Here is a 17918-nt window from a genome sequence, read left to right as displayed (position 1 = left end):
CGCTCCTAGAGGTTGTCGAGGGCGCCGGTGCGGCGCACGAGGAAGAGGTAGCCGAAGATGATCACGATCGGGATGAGCGCGATCGCCGATGCCAGCGGCAGGTTGTTGGCCGCGCCGACGTTCGTGTAGACGAGGTTGCCGAGCATCTGGTTCGCGCCGCCCACGATGTTCACCGTGATGTAGTCGCCGAGCGACAGCGAGAAGCTGAAGATGGTGCCGGCGATGATGGCGGGGAACGCCATCGGCAGCACGACGTGCCGGATCGTCGGCCAGGTGCGACCGCCGAGGTCGGCCGACGCCTCGAGCAGCGAGTCGGGCACCCGCTCGAGCCCGGCCTGGATCGGCAGGACCACGAACGGCAGCCACAGGTACGACAGCGTGATGACCGTCGCGGGCAGCCCGTACCCGGGCGTGTGCAGCCCGAACGGCGCGAGCAGCCATTCGAGGATGCCGTCCTGCGAGAGCACCGACCGCCAGGCGTACGCCTTGACGAGGTAGCTCGCCCACAGCGGCATGAGCACGAGGATGATCAGCACGCGTTTCGCGCGCGGCGTCGCGACCTTCGCGATGTAGAACGCGATGGGCAGCGCGAGCGCCACGTCGATGATCGTGACGAGGATCGCCACGCCGAGCGTGCGCAGCGTGACCGTCTGGTAGAGCGACCCGGTGACGACCTCGATGATGTTGTCGAGCGTCCATTCGGTCGTGATCTCGCCCGTGAAGCTGTCGACCTGCCAGAAGGCGGTGACGAGCAGCAGCACGAGGGCGACGATGTAGACCACCCCGAGCCAGGCCAGCGGTGCCGTGAGCAGCAGCGCCAGCCGGGTGCGGGGGTGGGTCGCCAGGAAGGCGGACCCCGCCCGCGCCGCCGTGCGACGCGGACGGGGTACCGCACTGGTGGACGTCATCAGCCCTTGATCTCCTGCCAGGCCTGGGTCCATGCCGCGTAGTCGGTGCACTGCACGTCGGTGCGACCGTCGAGGCACTCGGCGATCGGGGTCGACCAGTACCAGATCTGCGACGCGTAGTCGGCGTCGCCGGCGTGGTACGCCTCGCAGTCCTCGCGGTACTCGCACGCCTCGTCGCTCGACGGCGCCTCGCCGAAGTACGACGTGGCGGCGGCGTTCGCCTCGGGCGAGGCGATGTAGTCGAGCCACGCGTAGGCGCAGTTCGGGTTCTTCGCCTCGGACGAGATCATCCAGGTGTCGCTCCAGCCCGTGGTGCCCTCGTCGGGCAGCACGACGTCGGTGGCGACGCCTTCGCCCTCGAGCACGTTCTCGATGACCTGCCAGCTCGTGCCGACGACGGTGTCGCCGGTCGTGAAGGCCTGGATCTCCTTGAGGTAGTCGCTCCAGTACTCGCCGATCGACTGGCGCTGCACCTTGAGGAGGTCGACCGCGGCGGCCAGCTGCTCCTCGTCGAGCGCGTAGGGGTTCTCGATGCCGAGCTCGGGGTTGTGCGCCATGAGGTACACGGCCGCGTCGGCGATGTAGATGGGCGAGTCGTACGCGGTCACCTTGCCGGCGTTCGCGGCGGCGTCCTCGAAGACGACGCTCCACGAGGTCGGGGCCTCGGGGAACACGTCCGTGTTGTACATGAGCAGGTTGGCGCCGTAGCCGTGCGGCACGCCGTAGGGCACGCCGTCGACCGAGTTCCACGACTGGTTCTTCAGGAAGTCGTAGATGTTGGCGTAGTTCGGGATGAGGTCGGTGTTCACGGGTGCGACGTCGCCGGCGGCGACGAGGCGCAGGGAGGCGTCGCCGGACGCCGAGACGACGTCGTAGTCGCCGGTCTTCATGAGGTTGAGAGCCTCGTCGGAGGTGCCGAAGGTCTTGGTGGTGACCTCGCAGCCGGTCTCCTCCTCGAACGGGGTGACCCAGTCGACGGCGGGGTCGTTCGAGCCGTCCTCGACGTAGCCGGGCCAGGCGAGGAGCGAGACCTGCCCCTCCATGTCGCCGAGCTCGGTGGCGGCCTCGCTGGCCTCGGTGGTGCCGGAGCTGGTGCCGCAGGCGGTGAGCAGCGCGACCGAGGTGATCGCGAGCCCCACGACTGCGCCGCGGCGCGCCGTGCGGGTGATGCGCATCATGGTTGTCTCCTTCTGGTGGTGCGGGGTTCCCTTGGGTGCGGGTCTGGGGGTCGGGTCAGGCGGGCGCGGATGCGCCGGTCGCGGCGGACGCCGCGGGTTCGGGGGTGGATGCCTCGCCCGGGGCATCCGTTCGCAGTTCGACGACGTCGTCGTCGTGCCAGCCGACCGCGACGCGGTCGCCGCGCTCGTCCTCGGGGCGGCGGCCGCGGGCGTTCTGCTCGAGCACGGCGACGCGCACGCCGGCGTCCAGGTCGACGACGAGGCGGATGCCGCTGCCGAGGTAGATCGCCTCGACGACGGTGCCCGGCGCGGTGCGCAGGCCCGGCTCGGTGGTGCCCTCGGCCGAGACGGTGAGCTTCTCGGGGCGGATGGAGTGCAGGCCGGGCCGGCCGAGCAGGTCGCGGGAGCGCTGGTCGTCGAAGAGGTTCGAGGTGCCGACGAAGTCGGCGACGAAGCGGGATGCGGGCCGCTCGTAGAGCTCGGCGGGGGTGCCGAGCTGCTGGATGCGGCCGGCGTGGAACACGGCGATGCGGTCGGAGAGCGTGAGCGCCTCCTCCTGGTCGTGCGTCACGAAGATGAAGGTGATGCCGAGCTCGCGCTGGATCTGCTTCAGCTCGACCTGCATCTGCTCGCGGAGCTTCAGGTCGAGGGCGCCGAGCGGCTCGTCGAGGAGCAGCACCTTCGGCTCGACGACGGTGGCGCGGGCGAGGGCGACGCGCTGGCGCTGGCCGCCGGAGAGCTGGGAGGGGCGGCGGTCGGCGTACTGCTCGAGGCGCACGCTGGCCAGGGCGCGGCGGGCGCGCTCGTGGCGCTCGCGCTTGCCGATGCCGCGGACCCGGAGTCCGTAGGCGACGTTGTCGAGCACGCTCATGTGCGGGAACAGCGCGTAGTCCTGGAAGACGGTGTTCACGTCGCGGTCGAAGGGGGCGCGCTTCGAGACGTCCTGGCCGAAGAGCTCGATGGTGCCGGAGGTGGGCTGCTCGAACCCGGCGATGAGGCGCAGCACGGTCGTCTTGCCGGAGCCGGACGGCCCCAGCATCGAGAAGAACTCGCCGGCCCCGATCTCGAGGTCGACGTGGTCGACCGCGGTGACCGCGCCGAACTCCTTGGTCAGTCCGGTGAGCCGGATGGCCGGCTGGGCGTCGCTCATGGCGCCTCCGTTCGTCATTGCACGTGGTCCTCCTTCGAATCATATGGATCCATATGTCTAAGTCCAGACGTTCGTGTTACGGTCGGGTCACGGATTTCCGGGAGCTCCATCGCCGGGCCGGACGAGGAGGTCGGATGCCGCACGCGACCGGGCGCGCCGACGCCACGCGCGCCGTCGTCTTCGCTCCGCTCGACGGCGCCGGCCGGGCCGAGCTCGTCGAGCAGCGCCTCACCGACGCGATCGTCGCCGGCGTCCTCCGCGACGGCGAACGGCTGCCGAGCGAGTCCGACCTCGCCAAGAGCCTCGGCGTCGCGCTCGTCACCGCCCGCGAGGCGCTCCTCGGCCTCCGCGACAAGGGCCTGGTGCGCACCCGCCGGGGCCGCGACGGCGGCAGCTTCGTCACGTACGACCGCGAGACCTCGGTGCGCCTCGTCGACGACCGCCTCCGCGCGCTCAGCCGCATCGAGCTCCGCGACCTGTCACTGCACTGCGCGGCGATCGCGGGCATGGCCGCCGAGGTCGCCGCCGACCGCGCCAGCGACGACGACGTGCAGGCACTCGTCGACCTCGACGCCCGCGCCGACCTGGCGACCGCCGGGGGTGCGCGCCGCGCCGTCGGGCGGTTCCAGCTCGAGGTCGCCGCGATCAGCCAGTCGCCGCGACTCGTGCAGGAGGAGCTGCGCCTGCAGGCCGAGGCCGGCTCGCTGCTCTGGCTGTGCCTACGCGAACAGGACTATCGTGACCGCAGCAGGCAGTCGCGGCTCGACGTCATCCGGGCCATCCGCGAGGTCGACCCCGAGGGCGCGCGACGCGTCACGACCGCGCACATCACCGCCGCGGTCGAATGGCTGATCGACGAGAAGGTGCGGCTGGAGACATCCGCCGCCGAAGCGGAGGGAGCAGGCCGATGACGACCCGACTCGACGTCCCGGCCGCGCAGGTGGTGAGCCGCATCGCGGCGACCATCGATCCGGTCTTCGCCATGGTCGACGGGTGGCGCGACGCGCTCGCGGCCCACCTGGCCGGCACGGGCACCGGCGCCACCGCGCCCGAGCCGACCGCCCGCGCCCTCGATCCCGTGGTCGACGCCCTCGTGCGCCCCGAGCTCGAGCGCGACGGCGGCCTCATCACCGGCGCCGGCTTCGTCGCCGACCCCGGCTACCTCATGGACGCCCCCTGGCACCTCGCCTGGTGGCTCGGCACCGCCAACACCTTCGGCTCCGGGCACGGCGTGCGCCGGCTCGAGGCCGAGAGCGACCCCGACGCCGAGCAGTTCCGCGACTACACGACGCTCGAGTGGTGGCGCGTGCCCGCCCGCACCGGCACCCGGCACCTCACCGGCCCGTACGTCGACTACCTCTGCACCGACGACTACACGGTGACGATCACGACGCCGGTGACGGTCGGCGGCGAGCTCGTCGGCCTGGTCGGGGCCGACCTCTACGTCGCCCAGCTCGAGCGCGTGCTGCTCCCGGTGATCCGCGCGTCGGGGCATCCGTGCACCCTCGTGAACGCGTCGGGCCGCGTGGTCGCCTCGACCGACGCGCATCGCGCCACCGGTGCGCTGCTGCGCCTCGACGGGCTCGCGGACGCACTCGCTCCACTGCGCGGCGCGGCGGGCGAGGGGGCGGATGCCCCGCTCCGGGCGTCGACCGCGGGCATCGCGCTGCCCGACGGCGCCCTGCTGCTCCCGTGCGGCGACACGTCGCTCGCGCTGGTGCTCGAGGGCTGACCCTCCCGCTCCGCTTCCTGCGTTCGCCCGTTCAGAGGGCGAGCGCGGCGCCGGGGGTGAGGACGGACTCGGCGACGGCCGGGTCGGCGCCGAGCGCGAGGAGCCGGTCGCGGTAGGCGCGACGAGCCCGGACGTAGGGCTCGTCGGTGTCGCGGATGGTGGCCAGCAGGTTCATCCACTCGAAGAGGCCCTGCAGCTCGAACGCGAGCTGGTCGGGATCGTCGAGCCCGGGCAGTTCGCCCTGCTCCATCGCGAAGCGGGCGACGATCGCGAGGTAGTCGGTCCAGCTCTCGAGCTGGGCGGCGAGCGCATCGCGCACCGGTCCGCGCTTCGCGTGGTAGTCGGCCGCGGCGGCGGAGAAGAAGCAGCCGCCGGGGAAGACCCGGTGCTCCGAGTAGGCGACGACGAGGTCGAGCAGCGCGGCGAGGCGACGGATGCCCCGGGGCTGCACCCTGGCGGGCTCGATGACGGTCGCGAGGAAGCGTTCGGCGGCGGCCTCGACCGCGGCCAGCTGGAGGCGCTCCTTGTTGCCGAACAGGGTGGCCACGCTCGACTTGCTCACGTCGGCGGCGGTCGCGATGCTCGCGATCGAGAGCTGGTCAAGGCCCTCGATCGAGGCGAGGTCGACCGCGTGCGACAGGATCGCCCGGCGCGAGGCATCCCCTCGGGCCCGCCGGCCGTCGACGATGACGCTGGCTTCCTGCATCCCCCTAGTGTACGTACGAACGTTCGTATAGTCTACGTACGATCGTTCGTACACCTTGCCGACGGAGGCCCCCGATGCCACAGCTCGCCACCACCGTGTTCGCGGCGCTCCGCGCCGCCGAGCGGGTCTCCCCGGGGCTCGCCGCGCGACTCGCCGAACCGGTGTTCCAGTCCACCCAGCCACCCGCCCGAGTACGCCCGGGCGATCGCGCGATCCACGACACGGCCCGCCGCTCGGTGCTGCGGGTGCGCGGGCGGGAGATCCGCGCCTACGAGTGGGGCCGCGGCGCCGACACCGTCCTGCTCGTGCACGGCTGGCGCGGCCGCGGCTCGCAGTTCGCCACGATCGTGCGGGAGCTCCGCAGCGAGGGCTACCGGCTCGTCGCCTTCGACGCCCCCGCAAGCGGCGACTCGCCCGGCCGGCGCACCGACATCCGCGACTGGCTCGCCGCCATCGAGGCGCTGCAGCAGCGGCACGGTCGGTTCCGGTCGATCATCGGCCACTCCTTCGGCTCGCTCGCCGCACTCACCGCCGTGCGCGAGGGCGTCGCGACCGACGGGGTCGTCTCGATCGCCGGCATGGGCCACGCCCGGTATCTGGTCGACGGGTTCGGCGCGCTGAGCGGGCTGCGGCCCGAGACGACCGAGGCCCTCGCCGAGTGGTTCGCCGGCCGCATCATGCCGGGGCATCCCGACCCCTGGGGTCGCTTCGACGCGATCGCCGACCCGCTGCCCGCCGGCGTTCCGCTGCTCGCCGTGCACGACCGCGACGACCGCGAGGTGCCGGTCGGCGAATCGGTGCGCCTGCACGCCGCGCACGGCGCTCGCTCCCGGCTCGTGCTCACGAGCGGCGCCGGCCACAACGCGGTGCTCGGTGCCGACCCGACGCTCGACGCGGTGAACGCGTTCGTGGCGCGCGGGCTCGCGGGCGTCGACGCGACGGTGCTCGCGCGGCGTACGGTCGAGGAGCCCGTGCCGGCGCCCGCGGGGGACTCGGTCGCGCAGGACTGAGCGGCCGGGGTGGCGGGGCTCAGCTGAAGAAGCGGTTCGCCGGCCGCGTGTAGAGCAGCAGGATGCCGATGAGCGCCAGCAGCCCCGAGAACAGGGCCGACCAGAACGAGATCGGCGCCGCGATCATCAGGAAGATCGACGACACCAGGTTGATCGCGAACACGATCGTCACGATGATCCGCGAGGTGTTCGAGCCGCGGAACAGGCCGAGGCTCACGACGATCGTGATGATGCCGATGATGATCGCCCACACGCCCGCCCCGAAGTTGTCGCCGCCGGGGAAGAGCTGGAAGAAGCCGCCGATGATCTGCAGTGCGCCCGAGATCCAGGCGATCACCGCGACCAGCGTCACGCCTCCGGGTCGTGGTCCGGCCATGTCGGCCTCCTCACCTCGGGGCGACCCCCTCGCCGCCCGCCTGTCGGCAGGCTAGCGCGCGGCTCCGGCGGCGGGAAGGCGGCGCACCGGCGCGCGGCCCCGACCGCGCCCGCGGTGCTGCGCCGCAGCCCTATCGCGATACCCGGGGATGCAGCCGGCAGTTCGTGTGCAGGTACCGGGCCGAGCCGTCCGCGGACTCGAGGATCGCGACCGTCTGCGGGTCCTCGAGCGGACCGACGGGCGGCATCACGAAGTGCGTTCCGTCGATCGGCAGCAGGTCGTACGTGATGCGGTCGGGCAGGCCCATGAAGGCGGCCTGCATCGGGTCGAGGTCGACCGTGAGCTGCAGGCCCCGGCCGTCGGCGGTGACCTCGAACGCCGTGCCCGGCCGCGTGTACACCCCGACGTACCGGGCCGGGTCGAGCACGAGCGCCGGATCCGGGCTCGGCAGCGGCGGGATGCCGTCCAGGCCGAGCTCGGCGAGCAGCACGTCGAAGACCTCCCGGTACAGCGAGTCGCGCTGTCCCCCGCAGGTCAGCAGCGCCAGCGCGAGGTCGTCGTCGGGGAGGATGCGCAGGCGGGCGTTCTGCCCGATGGTGCTGCCGTCGTGCGCGAACACCGTGCGCCCGCCCCAGTCGCAGACGACCAGGCCGAGCGCCCACTCCGGGCCGAACATGAAGGGGTCGGGGATCGGCACCCGCGAGGTCGTCATCTCGCGCACCGCCGCCTCGGAGAGGATGCGCGCGCCGTTCGGCGCGACACCCCCGTCGAGGATCACCTGCGCCAGGGCGAGCACCTCGCGGGCGATCGAGGTGACGTTGCCGCCGGGGCCGTAGGCCCGGGGCAGCCACGGCACCGGCGTGGGGATGGGCCCCTCCTCGAGCGAGCGGATCAGGTGCCCGGTGGCGAGCCGAGCCGGGTCGACGTCGTCGCGCCAGGTGTGCGTGCTCGTGAGGCCCATGCGCTCGAAGAGCCGGCGCGTCATGATCGCGTCCCACGGTTCGCCGTCGACGACCTCCATGATGCGGGCGAGCGTCGCGTAGCCGAGGGCGGCGCTGTAGCCGTGGACCTCGCCGACCGGGCTGACCTGCGGCGCGTCGGACGCCTGCCGGAGCATCCGTTCGAGCACGTCCTCGCCCTCGCCCGCGTCGCCGAACGCCTCCTCGATGCCGCTCGTGTGGGTGAGCAGGTGGCGCGGGGTGACGCGCGCGGTCGCCTCGGGGTCGGCGACGCGGAAGTCGGGGAGGATCGTGCGCACCGGCTCGTCGAGGTCGACCGCTCCCTCGTCGACGAGCTGGAGGAACGCCGTCGCCGTCCACGTCTTGCTGAGCGATCCGCACTGGAAGACGGTGCCGGCCGTGACGGGTGCGCCGGTGGCGACGTCCTTCACGCCGAAGGCGAGTTCGGCGATCTCGCCGCGGTGGAGCACGCCGACCACCGCCCCCGGGGTGCCGTGCGCCGCGAGGATCGCGCCGATGCGCTCGCGCGCGCGGTCGGATGCCACGGCTCGCCTCAGCGCCCGAGGCCGACCGCGTTGGCGGCGTCGGCTTCGACGTACTCGGTCGTGGCCGACGAGCCGGCGTATCCGTCGAACAGCTCGCGGACGGCGTCGAGCGAGTCGTGGACGATCACGTTGACCGCCCGCGTGCCGTCGGTGCTCGCGACGGCGAGCACCCACTTCGCTCCCTTCGGGAGTCCGCCGTGGGCGCGCTTCAGCGCACCCCAGAACCGGGCGTCGTCGAGGACGGTCGAGATGGCCATGATGTGCATGTCGTGCTCCGAACAATCGTTTCCAATGACGGAAACGCTACGTAGCCTTTCCATCAGCGGCAACGCCGAAGGCTTATATTCGCGCGGATCGTTGCGTGGTACTGTGCCTGAACGCAACCCACCGTTGCGTTGCTGTCGATGAACGCTCCGAGGAGGAGGAGGAGGAGGAGGAGGAGGGATGGCCGGGGGCCGACTCAGCCTGGAGGAGCGACGAACGATCGCGTCGGGCCTCGCCGAAGGACTCGGCTACGCCGAGATCGGCCGTCGGCTCGGGCGGCCCACGTCGACGATCAGCCGCGAGGTGGCCCGGCACGGGCACCGGCGGTACTCGGCCGAGTCGGCCGATGCAGCGGCCCGGCATCGGGCCCCCGCCCCGAGCGGGCCGGGCGACGCGTCCACCGCCTCCGCTGCCACGTCCGTTTCCGCCGCCGCTGCCGCTGCCGCTGCGCCGTCCGCCGCACAGGCGTTCGTCGAGGAGTTCGCGGCGCTGCTCGCGGCCACGGGCATGCCCCGCATGGCCTCGCGCGTGTTCACCGCGCTCCTCACGTCGCCCGCCGGCAGCCTCACGGCGGCCGAGCTCGTGCACGGCCTGCGGGTCAGCCCCGCCGCCGTCTCGAAGGCCGTCGGGTACCTCGACGGACTCGACCTGCTGCGGCGGGAGGCCGACGCCGGCAGCCGCCGCGAGCGGTACGTCATCGACGACGACGTCTGGCTGCGGGCGCTCCGCACCGATTCCTCCGCCCACGACGACGTGGCGGGCGCCGCCACCCGGGGCATCGCGATCTTCGGCGCCGACTCCCCCGCCGGAGCCAGGCTCGGGCTGATGGGCGAGTTCTTCGGCGGGCTCGGCGAACAGCTCCGCGGCAGCGACCTCGCCGACCCCGTCGCCCACGACGCGATGACGATGCTCGCCGCACTCGTGGAGGCGGGGCATCCGCTCGGCCCTTCCGAACTCGCGACCGCGCTCGGCTGGCCCGAGGCCCGCGCCGGCGCCGCGCTCGCCCTGCTCGCCGGCCGGCCCGAGCTCGCCGACCCGCTCGCCGTCCACGCGGTCGACGGCCGCTACGGGGTGGGCGCGCGCCGCGATCGACTCACGGCCGCGCAACGCGACGCACTGCGAGGCGACCGGGCCTCCGGCACGCCGGCGTCGGGGTCGTAGCCGCAGCGGGCGCGTCGCGGCCGTCGGCCTATCCCGAGCCCGGCGGCGCCCGCGTCAGCGACCGGCGGCGCCCGCGTCGGTGACGCCGACGTCGGTGCGGTGGAAGTTCTGGAACGAGCGCGACGCCGTCGGCCCGCGCTGGCCCTGGTAGCGGCTCGAGTAGTCGGCCGAGCCGTACGGCTTCTCCGACGGCGACGAAAGCCGGAAGAAGCACATCTGGCCGATCTTCATGCCCGGCCACAGCTTGATCGGCAGCGTCGCGACGTTGCTGAGCTCCAGGGTCACGTGGCCCGTGAAGCCGGGGTCGATGAAGCCGGCCGTCGAGTGGGTGAGCAGGCCGAGGCGGCCGAGCGAGCTTTTGCCCTCGAGTCGCGCGGCGACGTCGTCGGGCAGGGTGACCGCCTCGAACGTCGACGCGAGCACGAACTCGCCCGGGTGCAGGATGAACGGCTCGTCGGGCTTCACCTCGATGAGGTGGGTCAGCTCGGGCTGGTCGACCGCCGGGTCGATGAAGGGGTACTTGTGGTTGTCGAACAGCCGGAAGTACCGGTCGAGGCGCACGTCGATGCTGCTCGGCTGCAGCATCGAGGGATCGGACGGCTCGAGCCCGATGCGTCCTCGCTCGAGCTCGGAACGGATGTCGCGGTCGGAGAGCAGCACCCGGCCAGCCTAGCCACCGCGAGTCGGGGCATCCTCCCGCGATGTGTGGAGACCGTCGCTCAGTGCGGCGGCCGCAGCGCCTCGTCCGACGCCAGCGCGGTGCTCGCGACGCATCCGAGCTCGCCCGGCTCGAGCTGGATGCGCGAGACGTGCAGCCGCTCGACCACGCCGCCCTCGGCGCGAAGGAGCAGGCAGTCGTCGGGCGTGCCCATCGCGAACCCGATCCGCTCACCGTCGCGGGCGACCTGCACCTCGGCGGCGACCTCGCGCTCACCGGATGGGGCGTCGAGGCGGGCGGTGATCGCCGTCGCGAGCTCGGCGTCCGTCTCGTCGCCCGCCGCCGCGAGCACCTCGGTCGCGACCGCCTCGGCGTTCGCGGGGACGACGACGATCGGGCGGACGTCGGGCTCCGGCGTGACGGAGCCCAGCGACTCCGGGCAGTCGACGACGGGGGCGATCGCGTGGTCGTCGTCGAAGTCGGCGGTCGGGCCCCACCGGTCGAGCTCGACGCGGAGGCAGAGGTCGCGCTCCCGCAGGCCGCCGTCGACGACCACGCTCAGCCGGCTCGCGAGCACGAGCGCACCGACGGGCTCCTGCCAGGTCACGGCGTCGGATGCCTCGATCGCGACGAGTACCAGGGCTGAGGCCGTGGCGTCGGAGTCGACGTCGAACCACCCGTCGGACGCCGGCGCGTATCCGGTGGACGGGAGCAGCGGCTCCGCCCGGCGCGCATACTCCTGGATCGCGTCGGCCGGGTCGTTCAGGCCCGTCTCGTCGGCGATCCCGGCGATCTCGCGAGCGACGTCGGCCGCTTGGGCGCGGAGCTCCGCCTCGAGTCGCTGCACTCCGGCAGCTTCGCCGGAGATCGCGGCACAGCCGGCGGCTCCCGCGACGAGCAGGACGGCGAGCGCGCCGGCGCCCGCCGCCGTCGTGAACCTTCGAGGCATCCGCATCGCCCCAGCCTGCCCGATGCGGGGATCGCTCCGCGCGTTGCTAGGATGATCCGGACGCCGCGTCAGCGGCTCACGCCGATGTAGTTCAATGGTAGAACTTCTGCTTCCCAAGCAGACAGCGCGGGTTCGATTCCCGTCATCGGCTCCGATCAGGGGTGCTTCACCCCGACCACGCCTTCCTCACAGTCCCCTCCCATGCGGGCACCGTAGGCTTCACCCATCTGCAGTGGGCGTTCGCCCGTGAATTCAGGCTGGGAAGTCCACAACCAGCTGGGACGTATTCACATCACCTTCCACCGAATCCTTCGGTGCGGTCCGGGCGACGAAGCCCCGAACCGGATCAGCGGACGTCACCCGCAGCTGCACCGCACCGTCCCGGGTGGTTCGAGCGTCGGGACGTCTGAACCGCACGCGATGGTCCTGCCGGTCGGCATGGCGTTCGCATACCTCGGCGTCCAGCTCGACGGCATCGTCATCCGCTACCTGAACCGCGTCGGACTCGCCGCGCGCGACCCGTTCGACTGCCCCATGGTCAACCGGTTCCGCCGGGCCTGACCCCTGGTGCGCCGCGGCGCACCCCACGACTTCCGTCGGCGGACATCGCCGACGGAGCAGCGCACGACCTGCGTCGTGCACGTCGCAGTCGCCGTCGGCGGCTCGGCTCTACAGAAGGAACAGAAACATGGCAACCGGAACCGTCAAGTGGTTCAACTCCGACAAGGGCTTCGGCTTCATCTCCCCTGACGACGGCAGCGCCGACGTCTTCGCGCACTTCAGCGCGATCGCGACGGGTGGATTCCGCTCGCTCGACGAGAACCAGAAGGTCGAGTACGACACCGCACGCGGCCCCAAGGGCCTCCAGGCCGAGAACATCCGCGTCCTCGTCTGATCAGGCTCCCGCCCCTCCGCCGTGGTGCGCATCGACGCCGTCGAACACCGGGGACGTGCGCGTCGAGCGCACGCACCCGCCATCGACGGGAGTCGGTGACGCACGACGCGGCGGAGGTCGCGGATCGGCCTGCCATTCGGGCGCATGATGCCGCGCTCCGCCGCGCCGCCGGAGTCACGCCTCCTGCGGGTCGACGACGCTGATCGACCAGGTCACGCCGAACCGGTCGGTGAGCATGCCGAAGCCGGGCGACCACGCCGATGCGGCGAGCGGCTCGACGACGGTCGCGCCATCGATGAGGGCCTCCCAGTAGGCGGTGACCTCGTCGAGGGATGCCCCGCCGAGGGCGAGGAAGAAGGACTGGTCGGTGATGGTCGTGCCGTGCTCGCGCCGGGTCGAGCCGGGCAGGGCGGGCGCGGACGCGTCACTCGAGCCCGGTACGTCGTACGCCATCACGGTGAACCCGTCGGCGCCGAAGGCCTGCCCGTAGACGACGTGCTGCGCCCCCGGCTGGTCGGCGGGCATCCCGAAGTCGGCGTAGGTGCGGATGACGGCGTGGCCGCCGAAGGCGTTCGCGTAGAACTCGAGCGCGCTGCGTGCGGCGCCGTGGAAGTTGAGGTGGGCGACGGGGGTGGCGGACATGGGCTGCTCCGATCGGTGCGAGGTGTGGTCGAGTCACACACTTCCGGATATTCAGGACAGGGAACGTCCGAATTCGATGCGACGATGCATCCATGCCGATCTCGTCCTCGCCGTCGACCTCGAGACGGCTGCTCGCGTTGCTCTCGCTCCTGCAGTCGCGCCGCGACTGGCCGGCGCACGTGTTGGCCGAGCGGCTCGAGGTGAGCGAACGCACCATCCGGCGCGATGTCGAGCGGCTCCGCGAACTCGACTACGCCATCGACGCGACGCGTGGCCCCGACGGCGGGTACCGGCTCGGTGCCGGAACGCGCCTGCCGCCACTGCTGTTCGACGACGACCAGGCGGTGGCGATCGCGCTCGCGCTGCGGACGGCCGCTTCGCTCGGCGCGGGCATCGAGGACGACGCCCAGCGGGCGCTCGCGACGCTGCGGAGCCTGCTCCCCGACCGTCTCGCCTGCCGTATCGAGCCGCTCGCGGTCGCCGCAGCGGCCGCGCGCCGGAGCGGCGAGCCGCAGGCCGACCCGACGGTCCTCGTCGCCATCGGGGAGGCGATCCGCACGCGTCGCGAGCTGCGGTTCGACTACGCCGCCCCGGCGCGCGGCGGCGCACCCGATGACGACGGCACCACCGTGCGCCACGTCGAGCCGCACCACCTCCTCCTGCGCGGCGGCCGTTGGTACCTGCTCGGCTTCTCCGCCGACCGCGACGACTGGCGGACCTACCGGGTCGACCGGATCACGCCGCGCACGCACACCGGGCGGGCCTTCACCCCGCGGCCCGTCCCCGGCGACGACCCGGCCCGCTACCTCGCCGCCCGCTTCAAGGGATCGGACGGCGGCGACGACACCTGGCCGTGCTGGGGAACCGCGACGTTGCACGCGCCGATCCAGGCCGTCGCGCCGTTCGTCGACGACGGCACCGCCGAGGCGCTCGCGCCCGACCGCACGCGCGTCACGCTCGGCGCCTGGTCGTGGGGCGCCCTCGCCGCCGCCTTCGCCCGCTTCGAGGCCGACCTCGACGACGTCGAGCCGGCAGGACTCCGGGCGGCGTTCGGCGAGTTGGCCGGGCGCGCGGCCCGGGTCATCCGCTCGCCTCGCGAAGCGGACGGGTGAGCCATCCCATCACGCCGCACCGCCTGCGAACATGGGCCTATGACCCGCACGACCGTCGATGCCCCGTCCGCTCCCGCCGCGATCGGCCCGTACTCGCACGCCGCGACCGCGCCGGGCGCCGGGCTGCTGTACCTGTCGGGCCAGACCCCGATCGACCCGGCCAGCGGGCGGCTCGTCGACGGCGACGTCACCGCGCAGACGCGGCAGGCCTTCGCCAACCTCGAGGCGGTGCTCGGCGCGGCGGGCCTCGGCTTCGCCGACGTCGTCAAGGTGAACGTGTACCTGACCTCGATGGCCGACTTCGAGGGCATGAACGCGGTCTACGGCCAGACCTTCGCGGCACCGTTCCCGGCGCGCACGACGGTCGCGGTGGCCGGCCTGCCCCTCGACGCGCGCGTCGAGATCGAGCTCGTCGCCTCGACGGCGCAGGGCTGAACCGCGGACATGACCGCGATCCGCTGGCCCGACGACTGGCAGCTCGAAGCGCGGGCCGCCATCGAGCCGTATCTCGGCTCGCATGCGCGGCTCAGGATCATCGTCGGCACCCCGACCTCGATCGACGGCACCGTGCTCGAGGGCTTCGTCTTCCTCGACGGCGAAGTGCCCACCGTGATCCACAACCGGGATGATCGGCCCGGCACGTACCCCTGGCCGTTCCTTCGAGGCCCGGTCCTGCGCATCCTCGAACTGCGGCCACGACGCACGCCGCTCGTGGTGTTCGCCCACCCGGACTGGACCCCGCGCTCCCGCACCTGACCGCGCGAGGCATCCCGGATGCCGCGCGGCCGCGCCGTCACGCGTCCCGCCCGCCCCCGTGGTGCGCGTCGAAGTCCTCGAACACGAGGTAGGTGCGCGTGCTCCGCACGCCCGGCATCGACTGGAGCTGCTGCAGCACGATGCGCCGCAGGTCGCGGTTGTCGCGGGCGCGCACCAGGGCGAGCACGTCGAACTCGCCGCCGACGAGGGCGACGTGCTCGACCTCGGGCAGGGCGATGAGCCCTTCGCGGATCGCCTGCCACTCGGCCTGCTCGACCGAGAGCGCGACGTACGCCGACGAGTGGTACCCCTCGAGCACCGCGTCGGTGCGGATCGTGTAGCCGAGCAGCACCCCGCTGTCGGACAGCTTGCGGATGCGGGCGTAGGCGTTCGCACGCGAGATGCTGAGCCGGTTCGCGATCGCGTTGACCGAGGCCCGGGCATCCGCCCGCAGCGCCTCGAGGATGGTCCGGTCGATGTCGTCCAGCATTGGTGGGTCATCCTCCCGCGATCGGGTCATCCGGCCGAGACATCCTCGACCCGTATTGGGAGAAATCTGGCGAATCGTCTTCGATCCGTCAAGGGTTCGTGCCCGATCGTCGCGGCGGACGGATGCTTGGAAGCAGGACGTCCGGCTCGAAGGAGAGCTCCCCCATGCGCGACCACGACCCGTTGCTCGACCACGACCCGTTGCGCGACCACGACGCCAGGCGCGACCACGACGCCAGGCGCGACCGCGACCGAGGCCTGCTGCCCCGCGAGGTGCCGGTGCAGCTGATCGACCCGAGCGGTCGTACGGTGCCGGACGACGAGTACGACGCGCCCGACGGCGACCGCCTGCTCGAGGCCTACCGGGCGCTCGTCGTCGGCCGGCGGATCAACGAGCAGTGCACCGTGCTGGTGCGGCAGGGCCGGCTCGCGGTCTACCCGTCGTCGCGCGGGCAGGAGGCCTGCCAGGTCGCCGCCGCGCTCGCCCTCGCCGACGGCGACTGGCTGTTCCCGACGTACCGCGACTCGGTGGCGATCATCACGCGCGGCGTCGACCCAGAGGAGACGCTGACCCTCCTCCGCGGCGACTGGCACTCGGGCTACGACCCGCGCGAACGGCACGTCGCCCCGCAGGCGACCCCGCTCGCGACCCAGCTGCTGCACGCGGTCGGCGTGGCGCAGGCGGCGCGGCTGCGCGGCGAGCCGACGGTCGTGCTCGCGCTGTGCGGCGACGGCGCGACGAGCGAGGGCGACTTCCACGAGGCGGTGAACTTCGCGGCCGTCTTCCATGCGCCGGTCGTCTTCTTCGTGCAGAACAACGAGTTCGCGATCTCGGTGCCGCTCTCCCGGCAGACGGCCGCCTCGTCGCTCGCCGCGAAGGGGGTGGGCTACGGGATCCGGGGCATCCGCGTCGACGGGAACGACGTCGCCGCCGTGCTGGCCGTGCTCGACCAGGCCATCGCGCACGCCCGCGCGGGCGGGGGCGCGACCCTCGTCGAGGCCCACACGTACCGGATGGAGGCGCACACCAACGCCGACGACGACACCCGGTACCGCGAGCGGGACGATGTCGCCGCCTGGGTCGAGCGCGATCCGCTGGCCCGGATGCGCACCTACCTCACCGGGTCGGGAGCCCTCGACGACCGGCTCGAGGAGCTGTTCGCCCGCGAGGCCGACGCCGTCGCGACCGAGTTGCGCGAGGCGATGAACCGCGAGGTGACGGTCGACCCCGAGGACCTGTTCCGCTTCGTCTACGCGGAGCGGACCCCGCAACTGGACGCGGAATGGGCAGGGCTCCAGGGCGAGCTCGCCCGGGCCGGCGAGGAGGAGGCGCGATGACCATGCTCGAGACGAGCGGGCAGCAGGCGACGAGCGGTGCGCAGACCCCGCAGGCTGCGCAGACCCCGCAGGCCCCGCAGACCCTCACGATGGCCGCCGCCGTCGACCTCGCCCTCGCCGACGCCCTCCAGTCCGACCCGAGCGTGCTCGTCTTCGGCGAGGACGTCGGCCGCCTCGGCGGCGTGTTCCGCGTGACCGACGGCCTCACCCGCCGCTTCGGCGAGCAGCGCTGCTTCGACACCCCGCTGGCCGAGTCGGGCATCGTCGGCACGGCGGTCGGCATGGCGATGAACGGGCTGCGCCCGGTCGTCGAGATGCAGTTCGACGCGTTCGCGTATCCCGCGTTCGAGCAGATCGTCAGCCACGTCGCGAAGATGGGCAACCGCACGCGCGGGGCGATCCGGCTGCCGATGGTGATCCGCGTGCCGTTCGGCGGCGGCATCGGCGGCGTCGAGCACCACTGCGACTCGTCGGAGGCGTACTACGCGCACACCCCCGGCCTCACGGTGGTCGCGCCCGCGACGCCGCAGGACGCGTACAGCCTGCTGCGCGCGGCGATCGAGTTCCCCGACCCCGTGATCTTCCTCGAGCCGAAGAAGCTCTACTGGTCGAAGGGGCAGGTCGACCCCTCGGTCACCGCCGAGATCGGCCGGGCGGCGGTCGCGCGGCCGGGCACGGATGTCACGCTCGTCACCTACGGCGCCATGGTCGGGGTGGCGCTGGCCGCCGCGGCGGTCGCCGAGGGGGAGGGCCGGAGCATCCAGGTCGTGGATGTCCGCACGCTCAGCCCCTGCGACGACGAGACGATCTTCGCGGCGGTGCGCTCGACCGGGCGCGCGGTGGTGCTGGCCGAGGCGCCGGGGTACGCGAGCGTCGCGGCGGAGCTGGCGGCCCGCATCGGCGAGCACTGCTTCGAGTTCCTCGAAGCCCCGGTCCGGCGCGTCACCGGGTTCGACATCCCGTACGCCCCGCCGAAGCTCGAGCACCACTACCTGCCCGACCTCGACCGGGTGCTCGACGCCGTCGACACGCTCGACTGGGGCTGAGCCGGCCGCGGGCAGCGCTCGCTTCTGCGCCATTTCCCGGGCAA

The 17918-nt window shown here is 72.6% G+C and carries 22 protein-coding genes and 1 tRNA gene; 12 read left to right on the top strand and 11 right to left on the bottom strand.

All coding sequences use genetic code 11. The annotated features are described in order from the left end of the window. Positions 1–5: 5 nt before the first annotated feature. Genes ACGGZK_RS04465 through ACGGZK_RS04455 form a run of 3 tightly spaced genes read right to left on the bottom strand, consistent with a single transcriptional unit; the run spans position 6 to position 3236 of the window. The gene (locus tag ACGGZK_RS04465) at positions 6–908 is read right to left on the bottom strand and encodes an ABC transporter permease (RefSeq protein ID WP_395245055.1); all 903 of its coding nucleotides are present in this window, start codon (positions 906–908) and stop codon (positions 6–8) included. Next, the gene (locus ACGGZK_RS04460; RefSeq protein ID WP_395245054.1) at positions 908–2086 is read right to left on the bottom strand and encodes an ABC transporter substrate-binding protein; all 1179 of its coding nucleotides are present in this window, start codon (positions 2084–2086) and stop codon (positions 908–910) included. Before ACGGZK_RS04460 ends, ACGGZK_RS04465 begins: the two co-directional genes overlap by 1 nt. A 55-nt stretch (positions 2087–2141) precedes the next feature. Beyond that, positions 2142–3236: an ABC transporter ATP-binding protein gene (locus ACGGZK_RS04455; protein WP_395245053.1), complete on the bottom strand. Its 1095-nt coding sequence runs from the start codon at positions 3234–3236 to the stop codon at positions 2142–2144. A 134-nt stretch (positions 3237–3370) separates the two neighbouring features. Between ACGGZK_RS04455 and ACGGZK_RS04450 the strand changes: the two genes are divergently transcribed. Together ACGGZK_RS04450 and ACGGZK_RS04445 are read left to right on the top strand one after the other, a co-directional pair. Further along, positions 3371–4147 (top strand): FadR/GntR family transcriptional regulator, encoded by a 777-nt coding sequence (locus tag ACGGZK_RS04450; RefSeq protein ID WP_395245052.1) that lies wholly within the window; start codon positions 3371–3373, stop codon positions 4145–4147. Continuing rightward, the gene (locus tag ACGGZK_RS04445; protein WP_395245051.1) at positions 4144–4968 is read left to right on the top strand and encodes a hypothetical protein; all 825 of its coding nucleotides are present in this window, start codon (positions 4144–4146) and stop codon (positions 4966–4968) included. The genes ACGGZK_RS04450 and ACGGZK_RS04445 overlap by 4 nt, the downstream gene beginning before the upstream one ends. A gap of 31 nt (positions 4969–4999) precedes the next feature. Here the strand turns inward: ACGGZK_RS04445 and ACGGZK_RS04440 are convergent, their stop codons facing one another. Continuing rightward, positions 5000–5674 carry a TetR/AcrR family transcriptional regulator gene (locus tag ACGGZK_RS04440; RefSeq protein WP_395245050.1) on the bottom strand — a complete coding sequence of 225 codons (675 nt, stop codon included), beginning with the start codon at positions 5672–5674 and terminating at the stop codon, positions 5000–5002. Between the two features lie 74 nt (positions 5675–5748). Between ACGGZK_RS04440 and ACGGZK_RS04435 the strand changes: the two genes are divergently transcribed. Further along, positions 5749–6684, top strand: coding sequence for an alpha/beta fold hydrolase (locus tag ACGGZK_RS04435; protein ID WP_395245049.1), 936 nt, complete (start codon positions 5749–5751; stop codon positions 6682–6684). Positions 6685–6703: 19 nt separating this feature from the next. On the opposite strand, the gene ACGGZK_RS04430 is transcribed toward ACGGZK_RS04435, so the two are convergent. The 3 genes from ACGGZK_RS04430 to ACGGZK_RS04420 form a co-directional block, all read right to left on the bottom strand. Beyond that, the gene (locus ACGGZK_RS04430; RefSeq protein ID WP_395245048.1) at positions 6704–7060 is read right to left on the bottom strand and encodes a hypothetical protein; all 357 of its coding nucleotides are present in this window, start codon (positions 7058–7060) and stop codon (positions 6704–6706) included. A 130-nt stretch (positions 7061–7190) separates the two neighbouring features. Then, complete coding sequence (locus ACGGZK_RS04425; RefSeq protein WP_395245047.1) at positions 7191–8564, bottom strand: serine hydrolase domain-containing protein; 1374 nt, start codon at positions 8562–8564, stop codon at positions 7191–7193. A gap of 8 nt (positions 8565–8572) precedes the next feature. Further along, positions 8573–8830, bottom strand: coding sequence for a hypothetical protein (locus tag ACGGZK_RS04420; RefSeq protein ID WP_395245046.1), 258 nt, complete (start codon positions 8828–8830; stop codon positions 8573–8575). Positions 8831–9008: 178 nt separating this feature from the next. Between ACGGZK_RS04420 and ACGGZK_RS04415 the strand changes: the two genes are divergently transcribed. After that, complete coding sequence (locus tag ACGGZK_RS04415) at positions 9009–9989, top strand: helix-turn-helix domain-containing protein (RefSeq protein WP_395245045.1); 981 nt, start codon at positions 9009–9011, stop codon at positions 9987–9989. A gap of 54 nt (positions 9990–10043) precedes the next feature. On the opposite strand, the gene dcd is transcribed toward ACGGZK_RS04415, so the two are convergent. Both dcd and ACGGZK_RS04405 read right to left on the bottom strand, forming a co-directional pair. After that, complete coding sequence (dcd, locus tag ACGGZK_RS04410; RefSeq protein ID WP_395245044.1) at positions 10044–10649, bottom strand: dCTP deaminase; 606 nt, start codon at positions 10647–10649, stop codon at positions 10044–10046. A 59-nt stretch (positions 10650–10708) separates the two neighbouring features. Continuing rightward, the gene (locus ACGGZK_RS04405; RefSeq protein WP_395245043.1) at positions 10709–11596 is read right to left on the bottom strand and encodes a hypothetical protein; all 888 of its coding nucleotides are present in this window, start codon (positions 11594–11596) and stop codon (positions 10709–10711) included. An 80-nt stretch (positions 11597–11676) separates the two neighbouring features. Between ACGGZK_RS04405 and ACGGZK_RS04400 the strand changes: the two genes are divergently transcribed. The 3 genes from ACGGZK_RS04400 (at position 11677) to ACGGZK_RS04390 (ending at position 12491) form a co-directional block, all read left to right on the top strand. Next, positions 11677–11747 (top strand) — tRNA-Gly (locus ACGGZK_RS04400). 287 nt (positions 11748–12034) lie between these two features. After that, on the top strand, positions 12035–12157 hold the full coding sequence (locus tag ACGGZK_RS04395; protein ID WP_395246121.1) for a hypothetical protein: 123 nt from the start codon (positions 12035–12037) through the stop codon (positions 12155–12157). Between the two features lie 127 nt (positions 12158–12284). Next, the gene (locus ACGGZK_RS04390) at positions 12285–12491 is read left to right on the top strand and encodes a cold-shock protein (RefSeq protein ID WP_395245042.1); all 207 of its coding nucleotides are present in this window, start codon (positions 12285–12287) and stop codon (positions 12489–12491) included. A gap of 174 nt (positions 12492–12665) precedes the next feature. Here the strand turns inward: ACGGZK_RS04390 and ACGGZK_RS04385 are convergent, their stop codons facing one another. Beyond that, positions 12666–13133 (bottom strand): VOC family protein, encoded by a 468-nt coding sequence (locus ACGGZK_RS04385; RefSeq protein ID WP_395245041.1) that lies wholly within the window; start codon positions 13131–13133, stop codon positions 12666–12668. 92 nt (positions 13134–13225) lie between these two features. Between ACGGZK_RS04385 and ACGGZK_RS04380 the strand changes: the two genes are divergently transcribed. From ACGGZK_RS04380 to ACGGZK_RS04370, 3 genes are read left to right on the top strand one after another with little or no spacing between them, the layout of a single operon-like run. Beyond that, entirely contained in the window at positions 13226–14245 is a 1020-nt protein-coding gene (locus tag ACGGZK_RS04380; protein ID WP_395245040.1) for a helix-turn-helix transcriptional regulator, read from the top strand. Between the two features lie 39 nt (positions 14246–14284). Further along, complete coding sequence (locus tag ACGGZK_RS04375) at positions 14285–14680, top strand: RidA family protein (RefSeq protein WP_395245039.1); 396 nt, start codon at positions 14285–14287, stop codon at positions 14678–14680. A 9-nt stretch (positions 14681–14689) separates the two neighbouring features. Then, positions 14690–15001 carry a hypothetical protein gene (locus ACGGZK_RS04370; protein ID WP_395245038.1) on the top strand — a complete coding sequence of 104 codons (312 nt, stop codon included), beginning with the start codon at positions 14690–14692 and terminating at the stop codon, positions 14999–15001. 37 nt (positions 15002–15038) lie between these two features. Here the strand turns inward: ACGGZK_RS04370 and ACGGZK_RS04365 are convergent, their stop codons facing one another. Then, complete coding sequence (locus ACGGZK_RS04365; protein WP_395245037.1) at positions 15039–15491, bottom strand: Lrp/AsnC family transcriptional regulator; 453 nt, start codon at positions 15489–15491, stop codon at positions 15039–15041. A 164-nt stretch (positions 15492–15655) separates the two neighbouring features. Here ACGGZK_RS04365 and pdhA point away from each other — a divergent pair, with 164 nt between their 5' ends. Continuing rightward, on the top strand, positions 15656–16828 hold the full coding sequence (pdhA, locus tag ACGGZK_RS04360) for a pyruvate dehydrogenase (acetyl-transferring) E1 component subunit alpha (protein ID WP_395245036.1): 1173 nt from the start codon (positions 15656–15658) through the stop codon (positions 16826–16828). Then, entirely contained in the window at positions 16825–17874 is a 1050-nt protein-coding gene (locus tag ACGGZK_RS04355) for an alpha-ketoacid dehydrogenase subunit beta (RefSeq protein WP_395245035.1), read from the top strand. The genes pdhA and ACGGZK_RS04355 overlap by 4 nt, the downstream gene beginning before the upstream one ends. Positions 17875–17918: the final 44 nt, after the last annotated feature.

The sequence above is a fragment of the Agromyces sp. MMS24-K17 genome (assembly GCF_043950245.1).
GTDB lineage: Bacteria > Actinomycetota > Actinomycetes > Actinomycetales > Microbacteriaceae > Agromyces.
The sequence above is the reverse complement of the archived record's forward strand: the minus strand, read 5'-3'. Positions and strand labels throughout refer to the sequence as shown.

What these genes read in the sequence shown, in the direction of transcription:
- ACGGZK_RS04465 (WP_395245055.1), bottom strand. Translation starts at nt 908, where the DNA reads ATGACGTCCACCAGTGCGGTACCCCGTCCGCGTCGCACGGCGGCGCGG.
- ACGGZK_RS04460 (WP_395245054.1), bottom strand. Translation starts at nt 2,086, where the DNA reads ATGATGCGCATCACCCGCACGGCGCGCCGCGGCGCAGTCGTGGGGCTC.
- ACGGZK_RS04455 (WP_395245053.1), bottom strand. Translation starts at nt 3,236, where the DNA reads ATGAGCGACGCCCAGCCGGCCATCCGGCTCACCGGACTGACCAAGGAG.
- ACGGZK_RS04450 (WP_395245052.1), top strand. Translation starts at nt 3,371, where the DNA reads ATGCCGCACGCGACCGGGCGCGCCGACGCCACGCGCGCCGTCGTCTTC.
- ACGGZK_RS04445 (WP_395245051.1), top strand. Translation starts at nt 4,144, where the DNA reads ATGACGACCCGACTCGACGTCCCGGCCGCGCAGGTGGTGAGCCGCATC.
- ACGGZK_RS04440 (WP_395245050.1), bottom strand. Translation starts at nt 5,674, where the DNA reads ATGCAGGAAGCCAGCGTCATCGTCGACGGCCGGCGGGCCCGAGGGGAT.
- ACGGZK_RS04435 (WP_395245049.1), top strand. Translation starts at nt 5,749, where the DNA reads ATGCCACAGCTCGCCACCACCGTGTTCGCGGCGCTCCGCGCCGCCGAG.
- ACGGZK_RS04430 (WP_395245048.1), bottom strand. Translation starts at nt 7,060, where the DNA reads ATGGCCGGACCACGACCCGGAGGCGTGACGCTGGTCGCGGTGATCGCC.
- ACGGZK_RS04420 (WP_395245046.1), bottom strand. Translation starts at nt 8,830, where the DNA reads ATGCACATCATGGCCATCTCGACCGTCCTCGACGACGCCCGGTTCTGG.
- ACGGZK_RS04415 (WP_395245045.1), top strand. Translation starts at nt 9,009, where the DNA reads ATGGCCGGGGGCCGACTCAGCCTGGAGGAGCGACGAACGATCGCGTCG.
- ACGGZK_RS04405 (WP_395245043.1), bottom strand. Translation starts at nt 11,596, where the DNA reads ATGCCTCGAAGGTTCACGACGGCGGCGGGCGCCGGCGCGCTCGCCGTC.
- ACGGZK_RS04395 (WP_395246121.1), top strand. Translation starts at nt 12,035, where the DNA reads ATGGCGTTCGCATACCTCGGCGTCCAGCTCGACGGCATCGTCATCCGC.
- ACGGZK_RS04390 (WP_395245042.1), top strand. Translation starts at nt 12,285, where the DNA reads ATGGCAACCGGAACCGTCAAGTGGTTCAACTCCGACAAGGGCTTCGGC.
- ACGGZK_RS04385 (WP_395245041.1), bottom strand. Translation starts at nt 13,133, where the DNA reads ATGTCCGCCACCCCCGTCGCCCACCTCAACTTCCACGGCGCCGCACGC.
- ACGGZK_RS04380 (WP_395245040.1), top strand. Translation starts at nt 13,226, where the DNA reads ATGCCGATCTCGTCCTCGCCGTCGACCTCGAGACGGCTGCTCGCGTTG.
- ACGGZK_RS04375 (WP_395245039.1), top strand. Translation starts at nt 14,285, where the DNA reads ATGACCCGCACGACCGTCGATGCCCCGTCCGCTCCCGCCGCGATCGGC.
- ACGGZK_RS04370 (WP_395245038.1), top strand. Translation starts at nt 14,690, where the DNA reads ATGACCGCGATCCGCTGGCCCGACGACTGGCAGCTCGAAGCGCGGGCC.
- ACGGZK_RS04365 (WP_395245037.1), bottom strand. Translation starts at nt 15,491, where the DNA reads ATGCTGGACGACATCGACCGGACCATCCTCGAGGCGCTGCGGGCGGAT.
- pdhA (WP_395245036.1), top strand. Translation starts at nt 15,656, where the DNA reads ATGCGCGACCACGACCCGTTGCTCGACCACGACCCGTTGCGCGACCAC.
- ACGGZK_RS04355 (WP_395245035.1), top strand. Translation starts at nt 16,825, where the DNA reads ATGACCATGCTCGAGACGAGCGGGCAGCAGGCGACGAGCGGTGCGCAG.